This window comes from Xanthomonas bromi (assembly GCF_900092025.1).
Taxonomy (GTDB): domain Bacteria; phylum Pseudomonadota; class Gammaproteobacteria; order Xanthomonadales; family Xanthomonadaceae; genus Xanthomonas; species Xanthomonas bromi.
This window is the reverse complement of record NZ_FLTX01000054.1, coordinates 23,599-45,008: the sequence shown is the minus strand read 5'-3', so window position 1 is coordinate 45,008 and position 21,410 is coordinate 23,599. Positions and strand designations below refer to the sequence as shown.

Genomic DNA, 21,410 nt, shown 5'->3' with positions numbered 1-21,410 from the left:
CGCCACGCTGGTGGCAGCGCACGGCTGTGCGGCCGTGCTGCCACGGCGAAGGGTTGGTCATGCGTCTACGGTTGTTGAAAACGATGTGGTATGCGCCGTCGTTGGCGCTGGTGTGTGGGCCTGCGTGCGAGGTGCAGGCGCAGGACGCGTCACTGACGCTGGGCAAGGTGCAGGTGAGCGAACACGCGCAGCGCAGCCCGAGCACTGCGCGCGTGCTGAGCTCGGTGGATGTGATCGGCGGCGAGCTGCTGCACGATCAACATGTGGACTACAGCTGGGAACTGCTGATGCGCGCGCCAGGGGTGCAGATCACCCAGTTCCGCATGGGCACGGATGCGGGGCGTTTTTCGTTCCGGGGCTTCAATGGCGAGGGGCGCATCAATGCGGTGAAACTGCTGATCGACGGTATCCCCAGCAACGACAATGCTGGCGCCATGCCGTATCTGGACGCCGTGTTTCCGCAGGACATCAGCGCCATCGAGATCGTGCGTGGCACCAACGATGCGCGCTATGGCTTGAACGCCATTGCCGGCAGCGTGGACGTACTGACCCGTACCGGCGGCAACGATGGCCGCTTGAGCGTGACGGCCGGCAGCTTCGGTGCGCGCGAGGTGCAACTGGGCAAAGGTTTCGAACAGGGCGCGTGGAGCCAGAACTACGTGCTGGCCTGGCGCGACTCGGACGGCTATCGCGATCATGCCGATGCGCGCAAACGCAGCGTGGCGGGCAAGTGGTTTTACACCGACCCGGACGGTGCATTCCGCGCCGGGCTCACCACGCGGTATTACGACAACCATGCATTGGAGGCCGGCTATCTGGACGCAGCCACCGCGCGTGCGGCGCCGCGTAGCTCGCCGGACTATGCACAGAACGATCGCGGCGAGCGTCGTCTGCGTCAGACCGCGTTGCATGCGGACGGTGAGTTAGGTGAGCAGGCGCAATGGAGTGCAAAGGCCTACCAGAACGACTACCGTAATCAGCGCTGGGTGCGGTTTTCCGCGGCCGGCCTGCAGCAGGAACGCGATACCGATGAAACCCACCGTGGGCTGCTGCTGCGTAGCAACTGGCAGCCGGACTGGGGAACGCTGCATGCCAATCTGGAAGCCGGGGTGGATGCACAGTGGCAGGACAACCAATCGCAGCGGTATCGCACCGTGGCCCGCGTACGCGGTGCGCAGCTGCGCGATTGGGAGTACGACCTGCGCACACGTGGTGCGTATGTGCAGGCGGTGCTCACGCCGGTTGCGCGCTTGCAGCTGGTGCCGGGGTATCGCATCGATCGCGTCGATGGGCAACTGCACGACGTGCTTGCAGGCATCGTTGCGCCAACCTACGACTACGGCACCATCAAGCAACCCAAGTTCAGTGCGAGCTACCGGGTGGGCGAGCAGAGCAGCGTGTATGCGAACTGGGGACGCACCTTCCAGATCGGCAGCGGCGATGGCGCTTACCGCCGCCAACCCGGCAATCTGGGGCCGTCGATCAACGACGGCTGGGAGACCGGCTTCAAGTTCGCCCCGGCGTCCCTGGTCGACGGGCGCCTGGCATATTGGGAGCAACGCGCATCCGGTGAGGTTGCGACCGTTTTTGGCGTGAATGGCGTGGTGGGCGTTGGCGATGTGACCAATGTCGGCCGCACGCTGCGGCGTGGTTGGGATGCGCAGCTCAACTTGCAGCCGGCCGAACACTGGCGCGCATGGGTCTCGTATTCGCGCCAGAAGGCCACGATCGCCACGCCCGATCCGAGCGCCCCGGCCACGCGTGGCAAGGAAATCGAAAACGTGCCGCATTGGCTGGCGACTGCCGGGCTGGAGTGGCAGGTCGGTGCGGCTGTGCAGTTGAGCGCCTGGGGCGATGCGCAAGGCGACTACTACCTGGATCGCACCAACACCCGGGGCCGCACCGGTGGCTACGCATTGCTCAATCTGGGCGCGCGTTGGACTGTGGATGCGCGCAACGCGCTCAGTCTGCAGCTGCGCAACGCCACTGATCGTGCGTATGTGTATGCCTGGTACGACAGCGGCAGTTCCGGCTATTCGCCCGGCGATGGGCGGGCGTTGTCGTTGTCGTGGGATTGGAGTTTTTGATGCCTGCAACCACTGACCCGGGCAGCGTAGCCGAGGTACGCCAGGACGGGCGCTGGCGTTTTTATCGCGTGGTGTGGCGCTGGCATTTCTATGCCGGGTTGCTGGTGCTGCCTTTCATTATCTGGCTGGCGGTGACCGGGGCTGCGTTTTTGTATCAGGACGCGATCGATCGCGGCGTGCACCATGCGTTGAAGGTGGTGCCGGTAGGCGAAGCGCGCCTGCCCGCACAGCAGTTGGTTGCCGCTGCACAAGAGCGTTACGGCGGCAGGTTGTTTGTCTACACCACGCCCAAACGCGCCGATGCCAGTGCCGAGGTCGGGCTGGTGGATGCAGACGGCGTGCGGCAGGTGGTCTATGTCGATCCCTATCGTGCGCGGATGTTGGGCGCATTGCCGGAGCACGGGACGCTGAGCTGGACGATCCGCCGGCTGCATAGCCTTGCGTTGATCGGGCCATATGCGCGTGGCCTGATCGAAATGGCCGGCGGATGGGCCATCGTGCTGGTGCTCACCGGTGTCTATCTATGGTGGCCGCGCGGACGACGCGGCGGCGTGATCAGTGTGCGTGGCAAGCCGACGCAGCGATTGTTCTGGCGTGACCTGCATGCGGTGACCGGTGCCGGGGTTGGCGCGATCCTGCTATTGCTGGCGCTGACCGGCATGCCGTGGTCATGGCTCTGGGGTGCGCAGATCAATCGTTGGGCCAATGGGCATGATTTCGGCTATCCCGCCGGGCTGCGCGTGCAACAGCCGATGTCTGAGCAGCGCTTGACAGACAGTGGTGAGCCGGCGTGGTCGTTGCGGCAGGCGCGCTTGCCGCAGTCCGTGGTGCCGGCACAAAGGGCTGTCGGGTCGGATGAGCGGTTGCATGACGCGCAAGCGGGTGGGCTGCAGGTAGGCAACGAGCACGCCGAGCACATCGCAGGCTCGGTACATGCAGGGCATGCAGACCACGAAGAACAGGCAAAGAGCGCAGGTGAGTCAGAAGACTCGGAGGAAGTTGCTCAGTCAGCGCACGCAGAGCAACACACGCACTCGGCAGAGCGCGCGCATGTTGCCCATGGCGGCGCAGGCGGCGTTGCTGCGCCGGGACGCGGCGCGATCGGTCTGGATGCGGCGATTGCGCGCTTCGACGCACGCGGCATCCTGCCGGGATATAGCGTGGCACCGCCGCGCGGTGCGACCGGGGTGTATACCGCGTCGGTCTATCCGGCCGATCTGCAGCGGCAGCGGGTGATCCATTTGGATCAGTACAGCGGTGCGGTGCTGCTGGACATGCGCTACCGCGACTACGGGCCGCTGGCCAAGCTGCTGGAATGGGGCATCAACGTGCATCTGGGGCAACAGTACGGCACTGCCAACCAGGTGATCCTGTTGCTGGCCTGCATCGCGATTGTGCTGTTGTGCGTCAGCGCGGCAGTGATGTGGTGGAAGCGCCGCCCCAGCGGTGGACTGGGCGTGCCCCCGTTGCCGACCGATCCACGCACGCTGCGTGGCCTGATGGCGCTGCTGGTGCTGTGCGGGCTGATTTTCCCGTTGGTCGGCCTGTCGTTGTTGTTGATGTGGATAGTCGATCGTTACTGGATGCAGCGTGCGCAGGCGGAGGCCACAGCAGGGCGATGAGCGCGTGCCGGAGCTCAACGCGCAGCGCGTTGCCGTCGTTGTTGCACAGCGTGCTCAAACACAGGCCGCACCTGCTGGCGAGTGAGCCGCGCATACACGCGCACGTCGCAGTGGGCTGCTGCAGCTAGATATCCTCGTGGATGCCGCACTCGCGCTTCAGGCCGAAGAAGCGCGTGTCTTCTTCGCGCATGCCCGGCTCCCAGCGACGCGTGGTGTGGAAATCGCCGATGGACACGTAGCCTTGTTCCCATAGCGGGTGATACGGCAGATCGTGCGCCTGCAGGTATTGCCACACGTCGCGATCGGTCCAGTCGGCGATGGGACTGATCTTGTAGCGCCCACCGCGCTTTTGCACGATCGGCGTCTGCGCGCGGCTGCTGGATTGGTTGCGGCGCAGGCCGGTAAACCAGGTGCCCACGTTGAGCTCGTCCAGTGCGCGCCGCATCGGCTCGACCTTACGCAGGTTGTTGTACTGATCGATGCCCACCATGCCTTGCTCCCACAGGCGGCCGTGGCGCGCTTCCATCCAGGCACGGCTGACCAGCGGGCGATACACCTTGAGATTGAGCTCGAGCCGCTCGGCCAAGGCATCGGCAAAGCGATAGGTTTCCGGGAACAGGTAGCCGGTGTCGATCAGGATCACCGGAATGTCCGGGCGTTGCTGACTGAGCAGATGCAGCGTGACGGCCGACTGCGCGCCGAAGCTGGACGACAGTGCCGCGTTCTGCGGACAGTGCTGCAACGCCCACGCCACGCGTTGATCGGCGCGCAGGTCTTCCAGTTGTGCATTGAGTGCGTCCAGATCGTCCAACACAGAAGAGGTGATCGATACGGCAGGTAGCGCGGTCATGCGAGCAATTCCAGGTCGAGGCGACGGTGCGTGGGGTAGGGCGGCAATGCGATCAGGCCGGCGCGGTGCAGGAAATCGCCGAAGCCTTCGTCGTTGGTGTGGTCGCGTTCGGCGGCGTAGCGGGCCAGTAGCGGCTCCAGTGCGGCCAGGATCTCTGCTTCCGTGATATTTTCGCGGTACAGGGTGTTCAGCCGCTGACCGCGGCGGTCGCCACCCAGCATCAGGTTGTAGCGCCCAGGCGCCTTGCCCACTAGCGCGATCTCTGCCAGATACGGGCGTGAGCAGCCATTGGGGCAGCCGGACAGGCGCAGCACGATGGGCGTGTCGGCCAACCCATGTTGCTGCAGTAGCGGCTGCAGTGCGGCGCTGAAGTCGGGCAGATAGCGCTCTGCCTCGGCCATCGCCAGGCCGCACGTCGGCAGCGCCACGCAGGCCATCGCGCCTCGTGCCAGGGCGGTGGCGGCCTGGTTGCCGGCATCCAGCGCATAGTGCGCGACCAGCGCATCGATCTGCGCACGCTGTTGCGCAGGGACGCCGGCGATTACCAGGTTCTGGTTGGGCGTCATGCGGAATTGACCGGCGTTCAACTGCGCAATCGCACGCAGCCCGCTCAGATGCGCTGCCGTGTCGGTATCGGCAATGCGACCGGCCGGCAGCGATAGCGTCAGATGCCACTGCCCGTCTTCGCCTTCCACCCAGCCATAGCGGTCGCCGTTGTGGTCGAACGCGAACGGCTGTGCCGGTTGCAGCGCGAAGCCGGCACGACGTGCGATCTCGGCCACGATGGTGTCCAGGCCGTGGTCGTCGATGGTGTATTTGAAGCGAGCACGCTTGCGCACGGCCCGGTTGCCGAAGTCGCGCTGGGTGGTGACCACTGCGGTGGCGATCTCGAGCAGCTGATCGCGGGTGACAAAGCCAATGACGTTGGCCACGCGCGGCCAGGTGTCGGTATCGCCGTGCGAGGCGCCCATGCCACCGCCGATGCTGACGTTGTAGCCCAGCAACTGCCCATCGCGCAGGATCGCGATAAAGCCAAGATCGTTGGCGAACACATCCACATCGTTGAGTGGCGGTGCGGCAAAACCGATCTTGAATTTGCGCGGCAGATAGCGGTCGCCATAGATCGGCTCGTCCTCGCTGCCGGAGCCGGACACGCGCTCTTCGTCCAGCCAGATTTCGTAGTACGCCCGCGTGTTGGGCAACAGATGTTCGGACACGCGCGCAGCATCGGCGTGCAGCGTGGCATGTGCCTGCGACAGCAGCGGATTGGCTGCCACCTGCACATTGCGATTGACATCGCCGCAGGCCGCCAGCGTGTCGATCAAGGTGGCATTGATGGCCTGCATGGTGGCCTTCAATTCGCGCTTGATCACGCCATGGAACTGGAACGCCTGGCGTGTGGTGATACGCAGCGAATGATTGGCGTAGCGCGTGGCGATGCCATCCAGCGCCAGCCACTGCGTAGGCGTGATCACCCCGCCCGGCGTGCGCGTGCGGATCATGAACTGGTACGCCGGTTCGAGCTTCTGCCGGCGCCGCTCATCGCGGATATCGCGATCGTCCTGCTGGTAGCTGCCGTGGTACTTGATCAGCGTCTGATCGTCCTCGCGCACCGCGCCGGTCACCGGATCGACCAGGCTCTGCTCCAGCGACCCGCGCAGGCGGTGGCTTTGGGATTTGATGTCTTCGACGGAGTGAGTCATGGGAATCGGGAGTCGGGAATGGGGAATCGTGAGGAGCGGCGTGCGTGGTCGGAAGAATTCGGGCATGGGCAGTCCCCATTCCCGATTCCCCACTCCCGATTCCCGGCACTAATAAACATCGCGCGCATACCGCCCCTCCACCTGCAGCTGAGTGAGATACGCAGCGGCGTCTTCGGCGCTGCGGGCGCCGTGGGTGGTCACGATGTCCAGCAGGGCGGCATGCACGTCCTTGCCCATGCCGATGGCGCCGCAGACATAGACATGCGCGCCGCCCTGCAGCCAGGCGTAGACCTCGGCGCCGCGTTCGCGCAGGCGGTGTTGCACGTAGAGCTTTGCGGCCTGGTCGCGCGAGAACGCCACGTCCAGCGCGTCCAACTCGCCGCGTTGCAGGGCCAGCTGCCATTCGGCCTGATACAGGAAGTCGGTATTGAAATGCTGGGCGCCGAAGAACAGCCAGTTGCGGCCCTTGGCGCCGAGTTCCGCGCGCTCCTGCACGAAGCCGCGGAACGGCGCCACGCCGGTGCCCGGGCCAATCATCAGGATGTCGCGATCGGCATCGGCCGGCACGCGGAAGCGCTCGTTCGGTTCGATGTAGACCGGAGCGGTGTCGCCTTCGGCAAGCGCAGCCAGAAAACCGCTGGCCGAACCCAGATGCGCGTGTCCGTGGGCCTGGTAGTTGAGCTCGTCCACGGCCAGATGCACTTCATCGCCCACACGCTTGCGGCTGGAAGCGATGGAATACAGCCGCGGCGTGAGCGGGCGCAGCGCGGCCAGCAGGCTGGCGTGGTCCCAAGCCGCCGGCCAGCGGCGCAGCACATCGATCACTTGATGATCGGCGAGCAGCGACGCCAGGCCGGCAGTCTGGGTGGGGGCGAGCAGCGCTTGCAGTTCCTGGGCGCCAGCGCGCTCGGCGTGTGCGGTGAGAAATGGCCGCGAGAGCTTGGTCAACTCGCGCTGGGTGGCGAGCCAGGTGTTCAATGGCAGCGTCTTCTCGCCAACGACGACTGCGGCATCGCCGTCCAACTGCAATGTCTGCAGCACGGCATCCACCAATGCGGGTGGATTGCGATGGACGATGCCCAGCGCGTCGCCCGGCTCGTAGCCCAGGCCGCTGCCTTCCAGCGAAAATTCCAGATGCCGCACGCGCTTGCCGGGCGTGGCATAAACCCGAAAGCCAGGCCCCTTGAAGTCGCGGCCACTGATGATCTGATTGGCCAGCAACTCGGCGGCGAACGGCTGCTGATGGGACCATACCGGCGTGGCCGGGCTGCTGCGCAGTTGCGTGACCGTGGCCGAGGGCGCGCCGCTCTTGAGCTGTTCGCGGGCATGCGTGAGCGCCTGCGTGCGCCACGGCACGGCAATGCTGTCGATGTCCAGATCGGCTTCGCCGCGCGGCTGCACGCGGCTGCCGCCGAGTTCGGCCAGGCGCTCGTCGATGCGCCGCGCGATGCCGCAGAAATCGGCGTAACTGGAATCGCCCAGGCCCAGCACAGCGTACTTGAGCTCGGGTAGCTTGGGCGCGCGACGGCCGGTGAGGAATTCCACCAGGCCGATCGCATCGTCCGGCGGGTCGCCTTCGCCCTGGGTGCTGATCACCACGTACAACAGCCGCTCGTTGGCCAGCTCACGGGTGGGGTAGGCATCGGCGCGCAGCAGCCGCACGTGCAGCCCTGCCGCCTCGGCATCGGCGGCCAGCTGTTCGGCCTGCCGGCGGGCGTTGCCGGTCTGGCTGCCGTACAGCACGGTCAGGCGCTGGCTGTCCTGCGCCACTGCCTGTGGCTGCCCGCCAGGCAACACGGCCAGCGCGCGCGGCGGATGACCCTGCGCCAGCCCGGCGGTGTAGCCGGACAGCCACCACAGCGATGCGGCATCCAGGCCGCCGACCAACCGCTCCAGCAGCGCCTTGCACTCGTCGGGCAAGGGGCTGGGCGGTAGCGCGGAACTGGCGGAGTTCATTCGGGTCCAGGGGCTTTGATTAGACAGACGATGTTAGGGACGCGTTGTAGCCACCAGAAAGGAGCAGCCGTTATCGCGTTATGCCGGCCGCTTATTTCGTGGCGTCATCACGGCGGCACACACTGCAGCGCCTTGCCCTACCATCGGCTGGTCTGCCCGCCGTTGCACCCGACATCCCGATGACCCTGCCGCCGCTGTCCCATCTCGACCGGCTCGAAGCCGAAAGCATCCACATCCTGCGCGAAGTCGCCGCCGAATTCCTGGCCCCGGTGATGCTGTATTCGGTGGGCAAGGACAGCTCGGTGCTGCTGCACCTGCTGCTCAAGGCATTCGCGCCGTCGCGGCCGCCGATTCCGCTGCTGCACGTGGATACGCGCTGGAAGTTCCGCGAGATGATCGCCTTCCGCGACCGCCGCGCGGCAGAGACCGGCGTAGACCTGCGCGTGCACATCAACCCGGACGGCATCGCCCAGGACGTCGGCCCGATCAGCCACGGTGCAGCGGTACATACCGACATCATGAAGACCCAGAGCCTGAAACAGGCGCTGGAGCAGGGCGGCTTCGATGCGGCGATCGGCGGGGCGCGCCGCGACGAAGAAAAATCGCGCGCCAAGGAGCGGGTGTTCTCGTTCCGCAATGCACGCCATCGCTGGGACCCGAAGAACCAGCGTCCGGAGCTTTGGAATCTGTACAACGCGCGCACCCGGCCCGGCGAAAGCGTGCGCGTGTTTCCGCTCTCCAACTGGACCGAACTGGATATCTGGCTATACATCTACCGCGAAAAGATTCCGGTGGTGCCGCTGTACTTCGCCGCCCCGCGCCCGGTGGTGGAGCGCGACGGCGCCTGGATCATGGTCGACGACGCGCGCCTGCCGCTGCATCCGGGCGAAACCCCACAGCTGCGCTCGGTGCGCTTCCGCACGCTGGGCTGCTACCCGCTCACCGGCGCGATCGATTCCACCGCCGACACGCTGGAAGCGGTGATCGCCGAAATGCTGGTCAGCACCAGCTCCGAGCGCCAGGGCCGCATGATCGATCATGCGCCGGGCGCTTCGATGGAACAGAAAAAGCTTGAGGGGTATTTCTGATGGGCAGTGAATGGGGAATGGGGAATGGGGAATCGCCACAGCGGCTGGCAGTGAACGTCACGGTGGAGGGGAACGCCTTTGCGATTCCCGATTCCCGACTCCCGATTCCCGGCAGCATCGGTGCCTATCTCCACCAGCACGAATCCAAACCGCTGCTGCGCTTCATCACCTGCGGCAGCGTGGACGATGGCAAGAGCACGTTGATCGGGCGGTTGCTATACGACAGCAAGCGCTTGTTCGACGATCAGCTGGCCGCGCTGGAAAGCGATAGCCGGCGGCATGGCACGCAGGGCGAGGGCATCGATTACGCCTTGCTGATGGACGGGCTGGCGGCCGAGCGCGAGCAGGGCATCACCATCGATGTGGCCTACCGCTATTTCGATACCGACCGGCGCAAATTCATCGTGGCCGATTGCCCCGGGCACGAGCAGTACACGCGCAACATGGCCACCGGCGCATCCACCGCCGATGTGGCGGTGGTGCTGGTGGACGCGCGCAAGGGCTTGCTGGCGCAGACGCGCCGGCACAGCTACATCGTGTCGTTGCTGGGCATCCGTCACGTGGTGCTGGCCGTCAACAAGATGGATCTGGTGGACTACGACGCCGACGTCTTCACCGCCATCGCCGAGGGCTATCGCACGCTGGCGGCGCAGTTGGGCATTGCCGATGTGCAATGCATTCCGCTATCGGCATTGGATGGCGAAAATTTGTCCAGTCCATCGGCGCGGATGCGTTGGTACAGCGGCCCGCATCTGTTACAGCATCTTGAAACCGTGCAAGTGGACGCGCCGGAAGCGGGCAGCGGATTCCGCTTGCCGGTGCAATGGGTCAACCGCCCCAATGCGCAGTTTCGTGGCTATGCGGGCACGATTGCCGCCGGCCAGGTACGTGTGGGCGATGCGGTATTGGTGGTGCCGTCCGGGCGCCGCACGCAGGTGGCCAGCGTGCGTGATGCCAATGGCGCAGTGGACAGCGCGCGCGCCGGGCAGGCAGTGACGCTGACCTTGCACGACGAGATCGACATCAGCCGTGGCGACATCGTCGCTGCCATCGACGACCCGCCGGAAGTGGCCGACCAGTTCGCGGCGCATCTGCTGTGGATGGACGATGCCGCCCTACTGCCCGGGCGCCCGTACTGGCTCAAGATCGGCACCCGCACGGTCACCGCGAGCATCAGCGAGATCAAGCACAAGGTCGATGTGAACACGCAGGAGCGGCTGGCCGCCAAACGGCTGGAGCTCAACGAGGTGGGCTACTGCAATCTGGCGCTGGACGAGCCCATTGCGTTCTCGTCCTACGCGCGCAACCGCGTGCTCGGCGGCTTCATCCTGATCGACCGCCAAAGCAATGCCACGGTGGCCGCGGGCACGCTGGAATTCGCCTTGCGCCGCGCCGGCAACGTGCATTGGCAGCATCTGGAGGTGGATCGCAGTGCGCGTGCGCGCATCAAGGGCCAGACGCCGCGCGTGCTGTGGTTCACCGGCCTGTCGGGCGCGGGCAAATCCACCGTCGCCAACCTGGTCGACAAGCGTCTGCACGCGTTGGGGTATCACACCTTCATCCTGGACGGCGACAACGTGCGCCACGGGCTCAATCGCGATCTGGGCTTCACCGACGAAGATCGTGTGGAAAACATCCGCCGCGTGGCCGAAGTGGCGCGCTTGATGGCCGATGCCGGCCTGATCGTGCTGGTGAGTTTCATCTCGCCGTTCGGTGCCGAGCGGCAACTGGCGCGCGAGCGTTTCGATCAGGGCGAGTTCGTCGAGGTGTTTGTGGACGTGCCGCTGGCGGTTGCAGAGGCTCGTGACGTGAAAGGGCTATATCGCAAGGCGCGTGCCGGCCAGATTCCCAATTTCACCGGGATCGACTCGCCGTATGAGGCACCGGAGACGCCGGAGATCCATCTTCACGCCGATGGTGAGAATGTAGAGGCGCTGGCGCGTCAGGTGCTAGCGTATCTGGGGCTGGAACGCTAAGAACGACTAACAAAACTACTACGCAGCCGCCAAGCGGGCGCGGCCGGTGCTCGGAATCCTCATGTACCACTTGTACACTGCGGGTCTTGCGCGCCGTCCACACCCGCCTGACGACTGCTCGCTACGTTTTGTTAGCCGCTCTAAGAGCGTCGAATACGACAGGGCAGGCGGTCGTCAGGCGACCATGGTCGGTGTGCAGGATGGCAGTGTATGAACGCATACATGCAGCCCTGCGCATCGGCTCTGCCGCCTCTGGCGCAGGCGCCGCAGGGTCGTGGTCGTGCTGACCAGCGCAACGTGCCAGGGACAGCAAGGGTCTTTGGTCATGGTGCAAAGCGCGCCCTTTCTGTCAATTCATGGCGGCTAGGTCGGTAAACTTTCGACGTACCCCGCCAGGATGTTCTGATGCTTGTTCTGCCCAGCGCGCGCGTCTGCGCCGCGCTCCTGTTGGCCGCTGTCCTGGCCGGTTGTAGTCGTCAGGCCAGCGCGCCAGCCACTGCCAAACCCATTCCGGTCTCTGTGCAGTCGGTGGCCACCCAGCCCTGGAATTCGACCGTGCAGTCGATTGCGACCGCGCGCGCGCGCGAATCGGTGGCGCTGACCGCCGCGGTGAGCGATGTGGTGGAACGGGTGTATTTCGACAGCGGCGACGAGGTCAAGGCCGGGCAATTGCTGCTGCGTCTGCGCGGCAATTCGCAGCAGGCGGCACTGACCGCCGCACAGGCCACCTTCGAAGAAACCGATCAGTTGTACCGGCGCCAGTTGAGCCTGGTGGGCCAGCAGCTGGTGGCCAAGTCCACGGTCGATACGCAGCGCGCGTTACGCGATGCCGCGCAGGCGCGCGTGCAGCAGATGCGCGCGGAAATCACCGACCGCGAGGTGCGCGCGCCGTTTTCCGGTGTGCTCGGCATCCGCCAGATCAGCCCGGGCTCGTTGATCACCGCCAGCACGGTGATCGCCACGCTCGACGATGTGGCGCGCATGTATGTGGATTTCCAGGTGCCGGAATCGCAGTTCGGTCTGGTGCAACTGGGGAATGCGGTGAGCGGCCGCGCGGCGGCGTATCCGGGTGCGCAGTTCGAGGGCGAAGTGGCGACCATCGATTCGCGGATCGATGAGACCACGCGCTCGGTGACGGTGCGCGCGGATTTCCCCAACGACGATCGCCGGCTACGCCCGGGGATGCTGCTGGATGTGCGGCTGTTCCAGCCGGCGCGGCAGGCGGTGGTGATTCCGGAAATTGCGGTGGTGCAGGTGGGGCGCGAGTCCTATGTGTTCCGGGTCAAGCCCGACAGCAGCGTGGAGCGCGCCGACGTGCGCCTGGGCGAGCGCCGCGATGGCAAGGTGGAAATTCTCGAAGGCCTCAAAGCCGGTGAGCGCATCGTGGTGGATGGCACCGGCAAGCTGCGTCCGGGGTTGAAGGTGGTGAATCAGGCCCCGCCCGCGGCGACCCGCCCGCAGGCGGCAACACAATGAAACTCTCCGACCTGTCGATCACCCGCCCGGTGATGGCGGTGGTGATGAGTTTGTTGCTGATCGTGCTGGGGGTGATGTCGTTCACCCGCCTCACCCTGCGCGAATTGCCAGCGATCGACCCGCCCATCGTGTCGGTGGATGTGGAATACACCGGTGCCTCCGCAGCAGTGGTGGAAAGCCGCATCACCCAGGTGCTGGAAGACGCGCTGGCCGGCATCGAGGGCATCGCCACCATCGAGGCACGCAGCCGCAATGGTTCCTCCGACATCAGTATCGAGTTCGTGCAATCGCGCGATATGGAAGCGGCCGCGAACGACGTGCGCGATGCGGTCAGCCGTGTCTCCGACCGCATGCCCGACCAGGCGCGCCCGCCGGAGATTTCCAAAGTCGAGGCCGACGCCGACCCCATCCTGTGGCTGAACATGAGCTCCAGCACGATGGACACGCTGCAGCTGTCCGACTACGCCGAGCGCTACGTGGTGGATCGCTTCTCCAGCCTGGATGGCGTGGCGCAGGTGCGCATCGGCGGACGCCAACGCTATGCGATGCGTATCTGGCTGGACCGCGACCAACTGGCTGCACGCGCACTCACCGTCGCCGATGTGGAAGCGGCGCTGCAGAACGAAAACGTGGAGTTGCCCGCCGGCAGCATCGAATCGGCGCAGCGTGATTTCACCTTGCGCGTGGAGCGCAGTTATCTCAAGCCCGAAGACTTCGCCAAGCTGCCGTTGAACAAGGGCGAGGGCGGTTACGTGGTGCGGCTGGGCGATGTGGCCAGGGTCGAGCTGTCCTCGGCCGAGCGCCGCGCGTATTTCCAGAGTAACGGCGTGCCCAACGTGGGCCTGGGCATCGTGCGCAATTCCACCGCCAACGCGCTGGACGTGGCACGCGAAGCGCGCGCGCAGGCCGCAGAAGTGCAGAAGTCGCTGCCGAAGGGCACCAACATCTTCGTCGCCTTCGACACCACCACCTTCATCGATGCGGCGGTAGAACGCGTGTATCACACGCTGGTGGAAGCGGTGGTGCTGGTGCTGGTGGTGATCTGGGTGTTTTTGGGCAGCGCGCGCGCCGCCCTGATTCCTGCGGTGACGGTGCCGGTGTGCCTGATCGCCGCCTTCATCGCGCTGTACGCGTTCGATTTCTCGATCAACCTGCTCACCTTGCTGGCGCTGGTGCTGTGTATCGGCCTGGTGGTGGACGACGCCATCGTGGTGGTGGAAAACATCCAGCGCCGCATCGACCTGGGCGAGCCGCCGTTGGTGGCCGCCAAACGCGGCACCGGACAGGTGGCGTTTGCGGTGATTGCGACCACAGCGGTGCTGGTGGCGGTGTTTCTGCCGGTCGGTTTTCTGGAAGGCAGTACCGGACGGCTGTTCCGCGAGCTGGCGGTGGCGCTGGCGGCGGCGGTGGCGATTTCGGCCTTCGTGGCGCTGACGCTGACGCCGATGATGTCGTCCAAGTTGTTGCGCTCGCACCGCCAGGCCAAGCCCAACCGCTTCCATCGATGGTTCGATGGGCGCATGCAGGCGGTGTCCGGTGCGTACGGGCGTTCGCTGGAGCGACATGTGCACCGTACCTGGATCTTTGCGCTGCTGATGCTGTTGGCGCTGGGCGCCAGCGCCTGGCTGGTGGGCCGCATTCCGTCCGAACTGGCGCCGGCCGAAGACCGCGGCAATTTCCAGATCATGATCGACGGGCCCGAAGGTGCCGGCTTCGATTACACCGTGGGGCAGATGCATCAGGTGGAAGACATCCTGCGCCCCTACGTGGGCCCGGACAAACCCATCGTACGTGCCAACCCGCGCGTGCCCGGCGGCTTTGGCAGCAGCGAGGAAATGCATACCGGCCGCGTGAGCGTGTTTCTGCAGGACTGGCAAAAACGCTCCCGCCCCACCACCGAAGTGGCCGATGAGGTGCAGCAGAAACTCAATGTGCTCAGCGGCGTGCGTGCACGCACGCAGGTCAGTGGCGGGCTGGTGCGTAGCCGCGGCCAGCCGTTCCAGTTGGTGTTGGGCGGGCCGGATTATGCCGAGATCGCGCAATGGCGCGATCGCATCCTGCAGCGCATGGAATCCAATCCCGGTCTGGTCGGCCCGGACTCGGATTACAAGGAAACCCGTCCGCAGATGCGCGTCAATATCGATCGCCTGCGCGCGGCCGATCTGGGCGTTCCGGTGACCGCCATCGGTGGTGCGCTGGAAGCATTGATGGGCTCGCGCCGCGTGACCACCTTCGTCGACAACGGCGAGGAGTACGACGTGATGCTGCAGGCCGGGCGCGAAGGCCGCATGGCGCCGGAAGACCTCACCGCGATCCGCGTGCGCTCCAACCGTGGCGAGCTGATTCCGCTTTCGAATCTGGTGACGTTGAGCGAAGTGGCCGAGGCCGGCACCTTGAACCGCTTCAATCGCCTGCGTGCGATCACCATTACGGCTGGCCTGGCACCGGGCTACCCGCTGGGCGAAGCCATCGCCTGGGCACAGCAGGCCGCGCGCGAGGAACTGCCCGAATACGCCCAGGTGGACTGGAAGGGCGAATCGCGCGAATACCAGCAATCCGGCAGCGCGGTCTTGCTGACCTTCGGCATGGCGCTGCTGGTGGTGTATCTGGTGCTGGCGGCGCAGTTCGAAAGCTTTGCCCACCCGCTGGTGATCATGCTCACCGTGCCGTTGGCGGTGCTGGGCGCACTGGTCGGCCTGTGGCTCACCGGCGGTACGCTCAATCTCTTCAGCCAGATCGGCATCGTGATGCTGGTGGGTCTGGCGGCCAAGAACGGCATCCTGATCGTGGAATTCGCCAATCAGTTGCGCGACGAAGGCCGCAGCGTGCACGCGGCCATCGTGGAATCGGCATCGGTGCGCTTGCGCCCGATCCTGATGACCTCGATTGCGACGGTGGTCGGCGCGATTCCGCTGGTGGTGGCCGGCGGGCCCGGCTCGGCCAGCCGCGCCACCATCGGCGTGGTGGTGATCTTCGGCGTCTCGCTGTCCACGCTACTGTCGCTGTATGTGGTGCCGGCGTTCTACAGCCTGATCGCCCCGTTCACCAAGTCGCCCGAAGCGGTGGCACGCCAGCTGGAAACGCTGGAAGCGCAGACGCCTTCGGTGGGTGGGCATGCGTAGACGATGCCGGCGGCACAGCTGCTGCCGGCATTCGCCGATGCGGGGACGGCGTAAGGCGGTCGACACCCATGGCCAGCATGCAAATGCGTACATCTGAGTATCCGGCAGCGCTGCGTTGCGCACTACCATCCATGCGCGGTGTCTGCCGAGCGGTGCGATACGTTGCATAAGGCGATGCACGGTAGGTTGTTGCGACGAACGTGGTCACGGCGCCGAACCAATACGGGCGTGCGGTGTGGCCGGTATTGCATGGGCAGCGCAGCGATGGTCCGACCCGTTCGCCAATCGATGACGCATGACAGGCATGGATGAATATGGTGCACTTCGACGATTGCCATCACCGGAGTTGTCGATGCGTCGTTTCGCCTGCCTGCTTGCTCCTTCCCTTCTTGCGTTGTGCTGCGGCAACGCGCTGGCGCAATCGTCCGGCGAGCCGATTCCCAATGGGCGCCTGCCGACCTGGGCGGTACCGGAGCGCTACAGCCTCTCGCTCAAGATCGACCCGGAGCAAACCCAATTCAGCGGCCGCACCACCATCCGGGTGCAGCTCAAGCAGGCGTCCGACCATCTCTGGCTGCATGGCAAGGAACTGAAGGTCAGCAAGGTCACGATCAAGCCCGGCAAGGGCAAGGCGCTGACCGCACGCTATGTGGAAGCCGATTCCCAAACCGGCGTGGCGCGGCTGGATTTCGGCCGCACGCTCACGCCGCAGACGCTCACCGTGGAGATCGCCTACAGCGCGCCGCTCAACCAGCAGCTGCAGGGCCTGTACCAGGTGAAATACCAGGGCAAGGCGTATGCGATGACCCAGATGGAGCCGATCAGTGCGCGTTACGCGTTCCCGGGCTTCGACGAGCCGGCGTTCAAGACGCCGTTCGACCTCAGCCTGACCGTGCCCAGCGGCGACCAGGCGCTGGCCAATACGATCGCGACCTCGACCAAACCGGCCGGCAAGGGCTGGAAGACGGTGACCTTCGCCCCGACCGTGCCGCTGCCGACCTATCTGGTCGCCTACGCCGCCGGCCCGTGGGACGTGGTGGATGTGGCGCCCATGCCGGCCACCCCGCAGCGCCCCACCGCCACGCCGTTGCGCGGCATTGCCGCCAAGGGCCAGGGCCCGCGCATCACACCTGCACTGGACCAGACCCCGGCCATCATCGCTGCGCTGGAGGACTATTACGCCTTTGGCTATCCGTTCGACAAACTCGATCTGGTCGCCGCGCCGGACTTCAGCGCCGGCGCGATGGAAAACCCGGGGTTCGTCACCTTCCGCGATTGGCTGCTGTTGCTGGACAAGGATTCGCCGGCCGAGAACGTGCAGCGCTCCTTCAACGTCAATGCGCACGAACTGGCGCATCAGTGGACCGGCGACACCGTGACCATGGCGTGGTGGGACGACCTGTGGCTCAACGAAGCCTTCGCTACCTGGATGCAGCAGAAGATCACCATGCAGCTGCATCCGGAATACCACGCCAACCTGGACCGCATCGGCGGCGCGCAGCATGCGATGGAGAACGACAGCCTGGTGAGTGCGCGCAAGATTCGCCAGCCGATCACCGGCAATGGCGATATCGAAACCGCCTTCGACGGCATTACCTACCAGAAGGGCGCGGCAGTGCTGGCGATGTTCGAGGCCTTCGTTGGCGAAGACGTGTTCCGCGAGGGCATGCGCGCGTATATCGCCAAGCATAAGTTCGGTAACGCGACTGCCGACGACCTGGTCGATGCGATCGCCGACGCCGCAGGCAAGGGCGACGATTTCAAGGCTGCATTCCGCAGTTTCCTCAATCAGCCGGGCGTGCCGTATCTGCAGACCCAGGTTGCCCAGGAAGGCGGCAAGACCGTGGTCAAACTGCAGCAGCAGCGCTACCTGCCACTGGGCTCCACCGGCTCCACCGCACAGCAATGGGGCGTGCCCGTGTGCGTGAAGTACGGCAAGGGCAAGAACCAGGTCGGCACCGCCTGCCAGATGCTCGAAGACGGCAGCGGCAGCCTGGTGCTGGACGGCGCCGGCAAGAACACCTGGGTGTTCCCGAACGCGCGCGGCGCCGGCTATTACCGTTTCGGCCTGCCCAAGAAACAGCTGGCCGCACTGGGCAAGCAGGTCGGCCAGCTGGACGAAAACGAGCGGCTGGCCTATGCCGATGCGATCGATGCGGCCTACCGCCACGGCGACGCCGACAGCGACGCCGTGCTGGCCGCGCTCAAACAGTTGGCGCCGTCCGAGTCGGCCGATGTCGCCACGGCGCTGCTGAACCGCTTGGTGTGGATCTGGCGCTACCAGGCCACCACCGAGGCCCAGCGCGGCGCACTGCGCAAGGCGGCCGAACAGGCCTATCTGCCGCGCCTGCGTCAGCTGGGTTATGTGCGGCGTCGCGGCGAGTCGATCGACGACACCACGCTGCGTTCGTCGCTGGCCGGCCTGTTCGCGCTGCGCCTGCAGAACGCGGACGTACGCAAGGCACTGCTCGCGCAGGGCGATGCGGTGCTGGCCGGCGGCAACGGCGCGCTGGACTTCTCCAAAGCCAATCCAGATCTGCTCGGCACCGCCTTGGCAGTGACCGCGCAGGAGCGCGGCGCACCGGCGGTGCAGAGCTTGATCGCGGCACTGCGCACGCATGCCGACCCGGCCCAGCGCAACGCCATGATCGCCGCATTGGGCGCGGTGCAGGACCCGGCGCTGCTCAAACAGGTGCGTGATTTCGCGCTGACCGGTGCGATCAAGGTGGGCGAGATGAAGAGCCTGCTGACGCGCGGTCACAGTTACGAGACCTCGCACGATTCGATGTGGCCGTGGTTCACCGCCAACTTCGACCGCATCGTGCAACGCAGCGGCTCGTTCGATGGCGGCGGGTTGCCGGCGCTGGGGGCGTCCGGCGGCTGCAGCGTGGAAGAAGCCGACCGCCTGGATGCGTTCTTCAAACCGCGCCTGGCCAAGCTCAGTGGCGCCGACCGTGGCCTGGCCCAGACCGGCGAGAGCATCCGCCTGTGCGCGGCGCTGCAGCAGGCGCAGGCGCGTAAGCGCTGAGGGTGGCCGCTCCGGCGGTGCCGCATGGCACCATCGCAGGTGGCGTGAGCCCTGAGGATGGTCACCCGCGCAGTGAGGTACGTTCCCGGTTCCCGTGTATCGCTCGCCGGCGAAAGCGCTATAGGCAGTGCGTTCGCAACCAGATGCCACACCAGCGCTCTAGGTTGGAGTGAGTGTTTACGCATGCCGAGACGATGCTACACAAGGTTGATATTTGTAATGCAGCAAGCAGCTCAGGTAGAGGGCCGCACGACCTGCGGCGTTCGCCGGCCCTCGTGTTTTTTCTGCGGGCGTGGAGCACCGCCGGTCTCGCGTGGCGGCGCGAGAGTACGCCTTAGTAGTAGATGGTCGCCGTGGTGGAGGTCGTGTCCAGCTGGTAGTTGCATTGCACGTCGAGGCCGGAGCTATCGATGATTTCCTGCCACGGCGGCGACCTGACCTGATGCATCCGGTAGTCGTATACGGCCACTCCGGTGAACGTGATATTGCCGCTCGCGGGATACTGGTCACAACTGTCCACCGAGTACACCTCCAGCGCGCCCGCCATGATCTGGGTCAGGTCGCCATAGGAGGTGGTGCTGAGCCTTGTGCTGCGTCCGCTGGTGAGATTGTGGACATCGATGTTCCAGCTTGAGCAGACGCTGCCGGCCGCACATGTCGCATAGACGTCTCCATTGATCTGGTCGCCGCTCTTGGCCGGAATGAAATCGCCATACCAGACGACGCCCTGCTGACAGCAGTTCCAACTGCTCAGGTCCCAACTGTTGCTTTCGCCGCGGTAACCCAGCACCGGTTGCAGAATGACAGGCGTATCGCTCTGCAATGACGGAAAGAAGTAGATCGTCTGGCTCGCTACGTTCGCGGGGTTTGGCGGCACTTTCCAGTTCGCCACGATGCGTCCGGGCGACACTCCGCTGTACTACGCGGAGGCGCTGATGTAGGCGTGGTCGACGGCTGCCGGGACGGGGCGAGGCTGTTTGAAGGCAGCGCTAGACGCGCCGCGGCGCACCTGCTTGCCGTCCAGGCCAAGACCATTGGGCCGTACCCGAATGCCGTTGGCGGTGAAATTATCCTGGCTGCAGCTTGCGGTTTGTTCCCGGACACCATCGGCGTGTTGTAGCGCGCCGTCGGCAAGAATGCGTTGGCCAGCGCCAACATGACGAACACAGGCTGGTGCGAAATATCCGAACGGCGTTTGCACATAGTCCTGTGGGACACCAGCAGGCTTGTGCTGGCTGGCAAGATTGGCCACGCGCGTGAGTCGTGCGTCGGGCGCCTGGGTCTGCGCAAACGCGGTGCTGATGGCACCCAGGCCAACCACGGTGGAAAACAGCCATAGTGCAGCGCCGGCATAACGGCGCGACGCGAAGCGTTGGGTCGGTGATTCGGAAGGCACGAGTCTCTCCAAAGCAGGTTAAAAAGGTTCAGGAGTCGAGCTGTGCTGCCAGGTTGATGCAAACAAATGCACGCAGGGGTTTGCACAGTCGCGATGTCTAGACGCGATGGGTGATTGGTCGTCGAGAGGTCCCTGCTGGGCGGCTCAAAGGGACGGCAAAGATGAACGGCTTATAACGGTTCGGCTTGTAGATTTTCGTCGCATTGATTGCCGAAAAAACGCATGTTTTCCATAAGCATGAGCTGCATCGCATTCGAATATTTACCCCGGTTTCGTTCTCGCAACGAGACGAACGAGCGCTTGCAGGGGCGTCTCGGGAGGCTGTGCGCAATAGTTTGCATGGCGTCTGATCGACACAGGTGGTTGGAGCCTGCGCGTGCGTTGGGCCACTGCAAGACGGCTGACGCGTCCAGCGAAGCAGTCCCCGCTGATGCCCAACGCGGCATCAGGCAATGAATTGCGCGCTCGCTGTGGTGGGAGCGGCATGACCTTTCCACCATCGTGGTTGCCGATATGGATCTGGTAATACACCTGCAAGGCGAGTGGTGCGTGTTGCGCCGCTGGTGTGCGGACGATCTGGAAGCGTTGCTGCACCACGCCGATGATCCAGCGGTACCGCGCAGGCTCAGCGACCGCTTTCCGCAGCCGTAGACGCGTGCCGACTGCGAGGCCTTTCTCGCCGGTCGGGTGATCGACCCGGGCGATCCGGTGCTGGCCATCGTCGTCGATGGGCAGGCCTGCGGCGGCATCGGCGCCCGTCTTGGTAAGGGCGAACGCTGCCATAGCGCCGAGCTAGGCGACCGGCTGGGGCGTGCGTCGTGGAATCTGGGTTGTATGACCCGCATCGTCGGTCTGTAGGTGGCCTGGGAATTGAGCGCTGCGCGCTGTCGCGCGTGCAGGCCAACGTGCTGGATTACAACCCGGCCTCGGCCACGGTGCTGTTGCACAGTGGCTTCGTCGAAGAGGGCCGGCGGCGTGGGCGATCCGCAAGCCCGATGGGCTGCACGACCTGCATGTGTTCGCACGTCTGGCGACTGACTGAGAACGGCAATGGTGGGCCGGTGATGACGGCTGCCTGTCTGCGGGTGGGCCGGTGGCTTACCATC

At 65.2% G+C, this 21,410-nt stretch carries 13 protein-coding genes, 1 other RNA gene and 1 pseudogene; 10 read left to right on the top strand and 5 right to left on the bottom strand.

The annotated features are described in order from the left end of the window. Nucleotides 1-83 precede the first annotated feature (83 nt). Both XBLMG947_RS16630 and XBLMG947_RS16625 read left to right on the top strand, forming a co-directional pair. Entirely contained in the window at nt 84-2,087 is a 2,004-nt protein-coding gene (locus tag XBLMG947_RS16630) for a TonB-dependent receptor (RefSeq protein ID WP_065469729.1), read from the top strand. Continuing rightward, complete coding sequence (locus tag XBLMG947_RS16625) at nt 2,087-3,709, top strand: PepSY-associated TM helix domain-containing protein (protein ID WP_065469728.1); 1,623 nt, start codon at nt 2,087-2,089, stop codon at nt 3,707-3,709. The genes XBLMG947_RS16630 and XBLMG947_RS16625 overlap by 1 nt, the downstream gene beginning before the upstream one ends. Before the next feature lie 124 nt (nt 3,710-3,833). Here XBLMG947_RS16625 and XBLMG947_RS16620 read toward each other — a convergent pair whose 3' ends face one another. From XBLMG947_RS16620 to XBLMG947_RS16610, 3 genes are all read right to left on the bottom strand, one after another. Further along, nucleotides 3,834-4,559, bottom strand: coding sequence for a phosphoadenylyl-sulfate reductase (locus XBLMG947_RS16620; RefSeq protein ID WP_065469727.1), 726 nt, complete (start codon nt 4,557-4,559; stop codon nt 3,834-3,836). Further along, on the bottom strand, nt 4,556-6,262 hold the full coding sequence (cysI, locus tag XBLMG947_RS16615) for an assimilatory sulfite reductase (NADPH) hemoprotein subunit (protein WP_065469726.1): 1,707 nt from the start codon (nt 6,260-6,262) through the stop codon (nt 4,556-4,558). Before cysI ends, XBLMG947_RS16620 begins: the two co-directional genes overlap by 4 nt. A gap of 108 nt (nt 6,263-6,370) precedes the next feature. Beyond that, nucleotides 6,371-8,218: an assimilatory sulfite reductase (NADPH) flavoprotein subunit gene (locus XBLMG947_RS16610; protein WP_065469725.1), complete on the bottom strand. Its 1,848-nt coding sequence runs from the start codon at nt 8,216-8,218 to the stop codon at nt 6,371-6,373. A gap of 179 nt (nt 8,219-8,397) precedes the next feature. Here XBLMG947_RS16610 and cysD point away from each other — a divergent pair, with 179 nt between their 5' ends. The 6 genes from cysD (at nt 8,398) to XBLMG947_RS16580 (ending at nt 18,908) form a co-directional block, all read left to right on the top strand. Continuing rightward, nucleotides 8,398-9,306 carry a sulfate adenylyltransferase subunit CysD gene (gene cysD, locus XBLMG947_RS16605; RefSeq protein WP_065469724.1) on the top strand — a complete coding sequence of 303 codons (909 nt, stop codon included), beginning with the start codon at nt 8,398-8,400 and terminating at the stop codon, nt 9,304-9,306. A gap of 62 nt (nt 9,307-9,368) precedes the next feature. Beyond that, the gene (cysN, locus tag XBLMG947_RS16600; RefSeq protein WP_181093294.1) at nt 9,369-11,282 is read left to right on the top strand and encodes a sulfate adenylyltransferase subunit CysN; all 1,914 of its coding nucleotides are present in this window, start codon (nt 9,369-9,371) and stop codon (nt 11,280-11,282) included. 61 nt (nt 11,283-11,343) lie between these two features. Then, nucleotides 11,344-11,419: non-coding RNA, sX9 sRNA (locus XBLMG947_RS16595), on the top strand. A 268-nt stretch (nt 11,420-11,687) separates the two neighbouring features. Further along, nucleotides 11,688-12,758: an efflux RND transporter periplasmic adaptor subunit gene (locus XBLMG947_RS16590; RefSeq protein ID WP_065469722.1), complete on the top strand. Its 1,071-nt coding sequence runs from the start codon at nt 11,688-11,690 to the stop codon at nt 12,756-12,758. Then, nucleotides 12,755-15,880 (top strand): efflux RND transporter permease subunit, encoded by a 3,126-nt coding sequence (locus XBLMG947_RS16585; protein WP_065469721.1) that lies wholly within the window; start codon nt 12,755-12,757, stop codon nt 15,878-15,880. The genes XBLMG947_RS16590 and XBLMG947_RS16585 overlap by 4 nt, the downstream gene beginning before the upstream one ends. Before the next feature lie 352 nt (nt 15,881-16,232). After that, nucleotides 16,233-18,908: a M1 family metallopeptidase gene (locus XBLMG947_RS16580; RefSeq protein WP_065469720.1), complete on the top strand. Its 2,676-nt coding sequence runs from the start codon at nt 16,233-16,235 to the stop codon at nt 18,906-18,908. A 334-nt stretch (nt 18,909-19,242) separates the two neighbouring features. Here the strand turns inward: XBLMG947_RS16580 and XBLMG947_RS23760 are convergent, their stop codons facing one another. After that, the gene (locus XBLMG947_RS23760) at nt 19,243-19,800 is read right to left on the bottom strand and encodes a hypothetical protein (protein ID WP_245228221.1); all 558 of its coding nucleotides are present in this window, start codon (nt 19,798-19,800) and stop codon (nt 19,243-19,245) included. A gap of 27 nt (nt 19,801-19,827) precedes the next feature. Beyond that, nucleotides 19,828-20,304 carry a hypothetical protein gene (locus XBLMG947_RS23755; protein WP_245228220.1) on the bottom strand — a complete coding sequence of 159 codons (477 nt, stop codon included), beginning with the start codon at nt 20,302-20,304 and terminating at the stop codon, nt 19,828-19,830. A 513-nt stretch (nt 20,305-20,817) separates the two neighbouring features. Here XBLMG947_RS23755 and XBLMG947_RS24155 point away from each other — a divergent pair. Further along, on the top strand, nt 20,818-20,955 hold the full coding sequence (locus tag XBLMG947_RS24155) for an acetyltransferase (protein ID WP_104536944.1): 138 nt from the start codon (nt 20,818-20,820) through the stop codon (nt 20,953-20,955). 39 nt (nt 20,956-20,994) lie between these two features. After that, nucleotides 20,995-21,346 (top strand): annotated as a pseudogene (locus XBLMG947_RS16570) (GNAT family N-acetyltransferase). Nucleotides 21,347-21,410 lie beyond the last annotated feature (64 nt).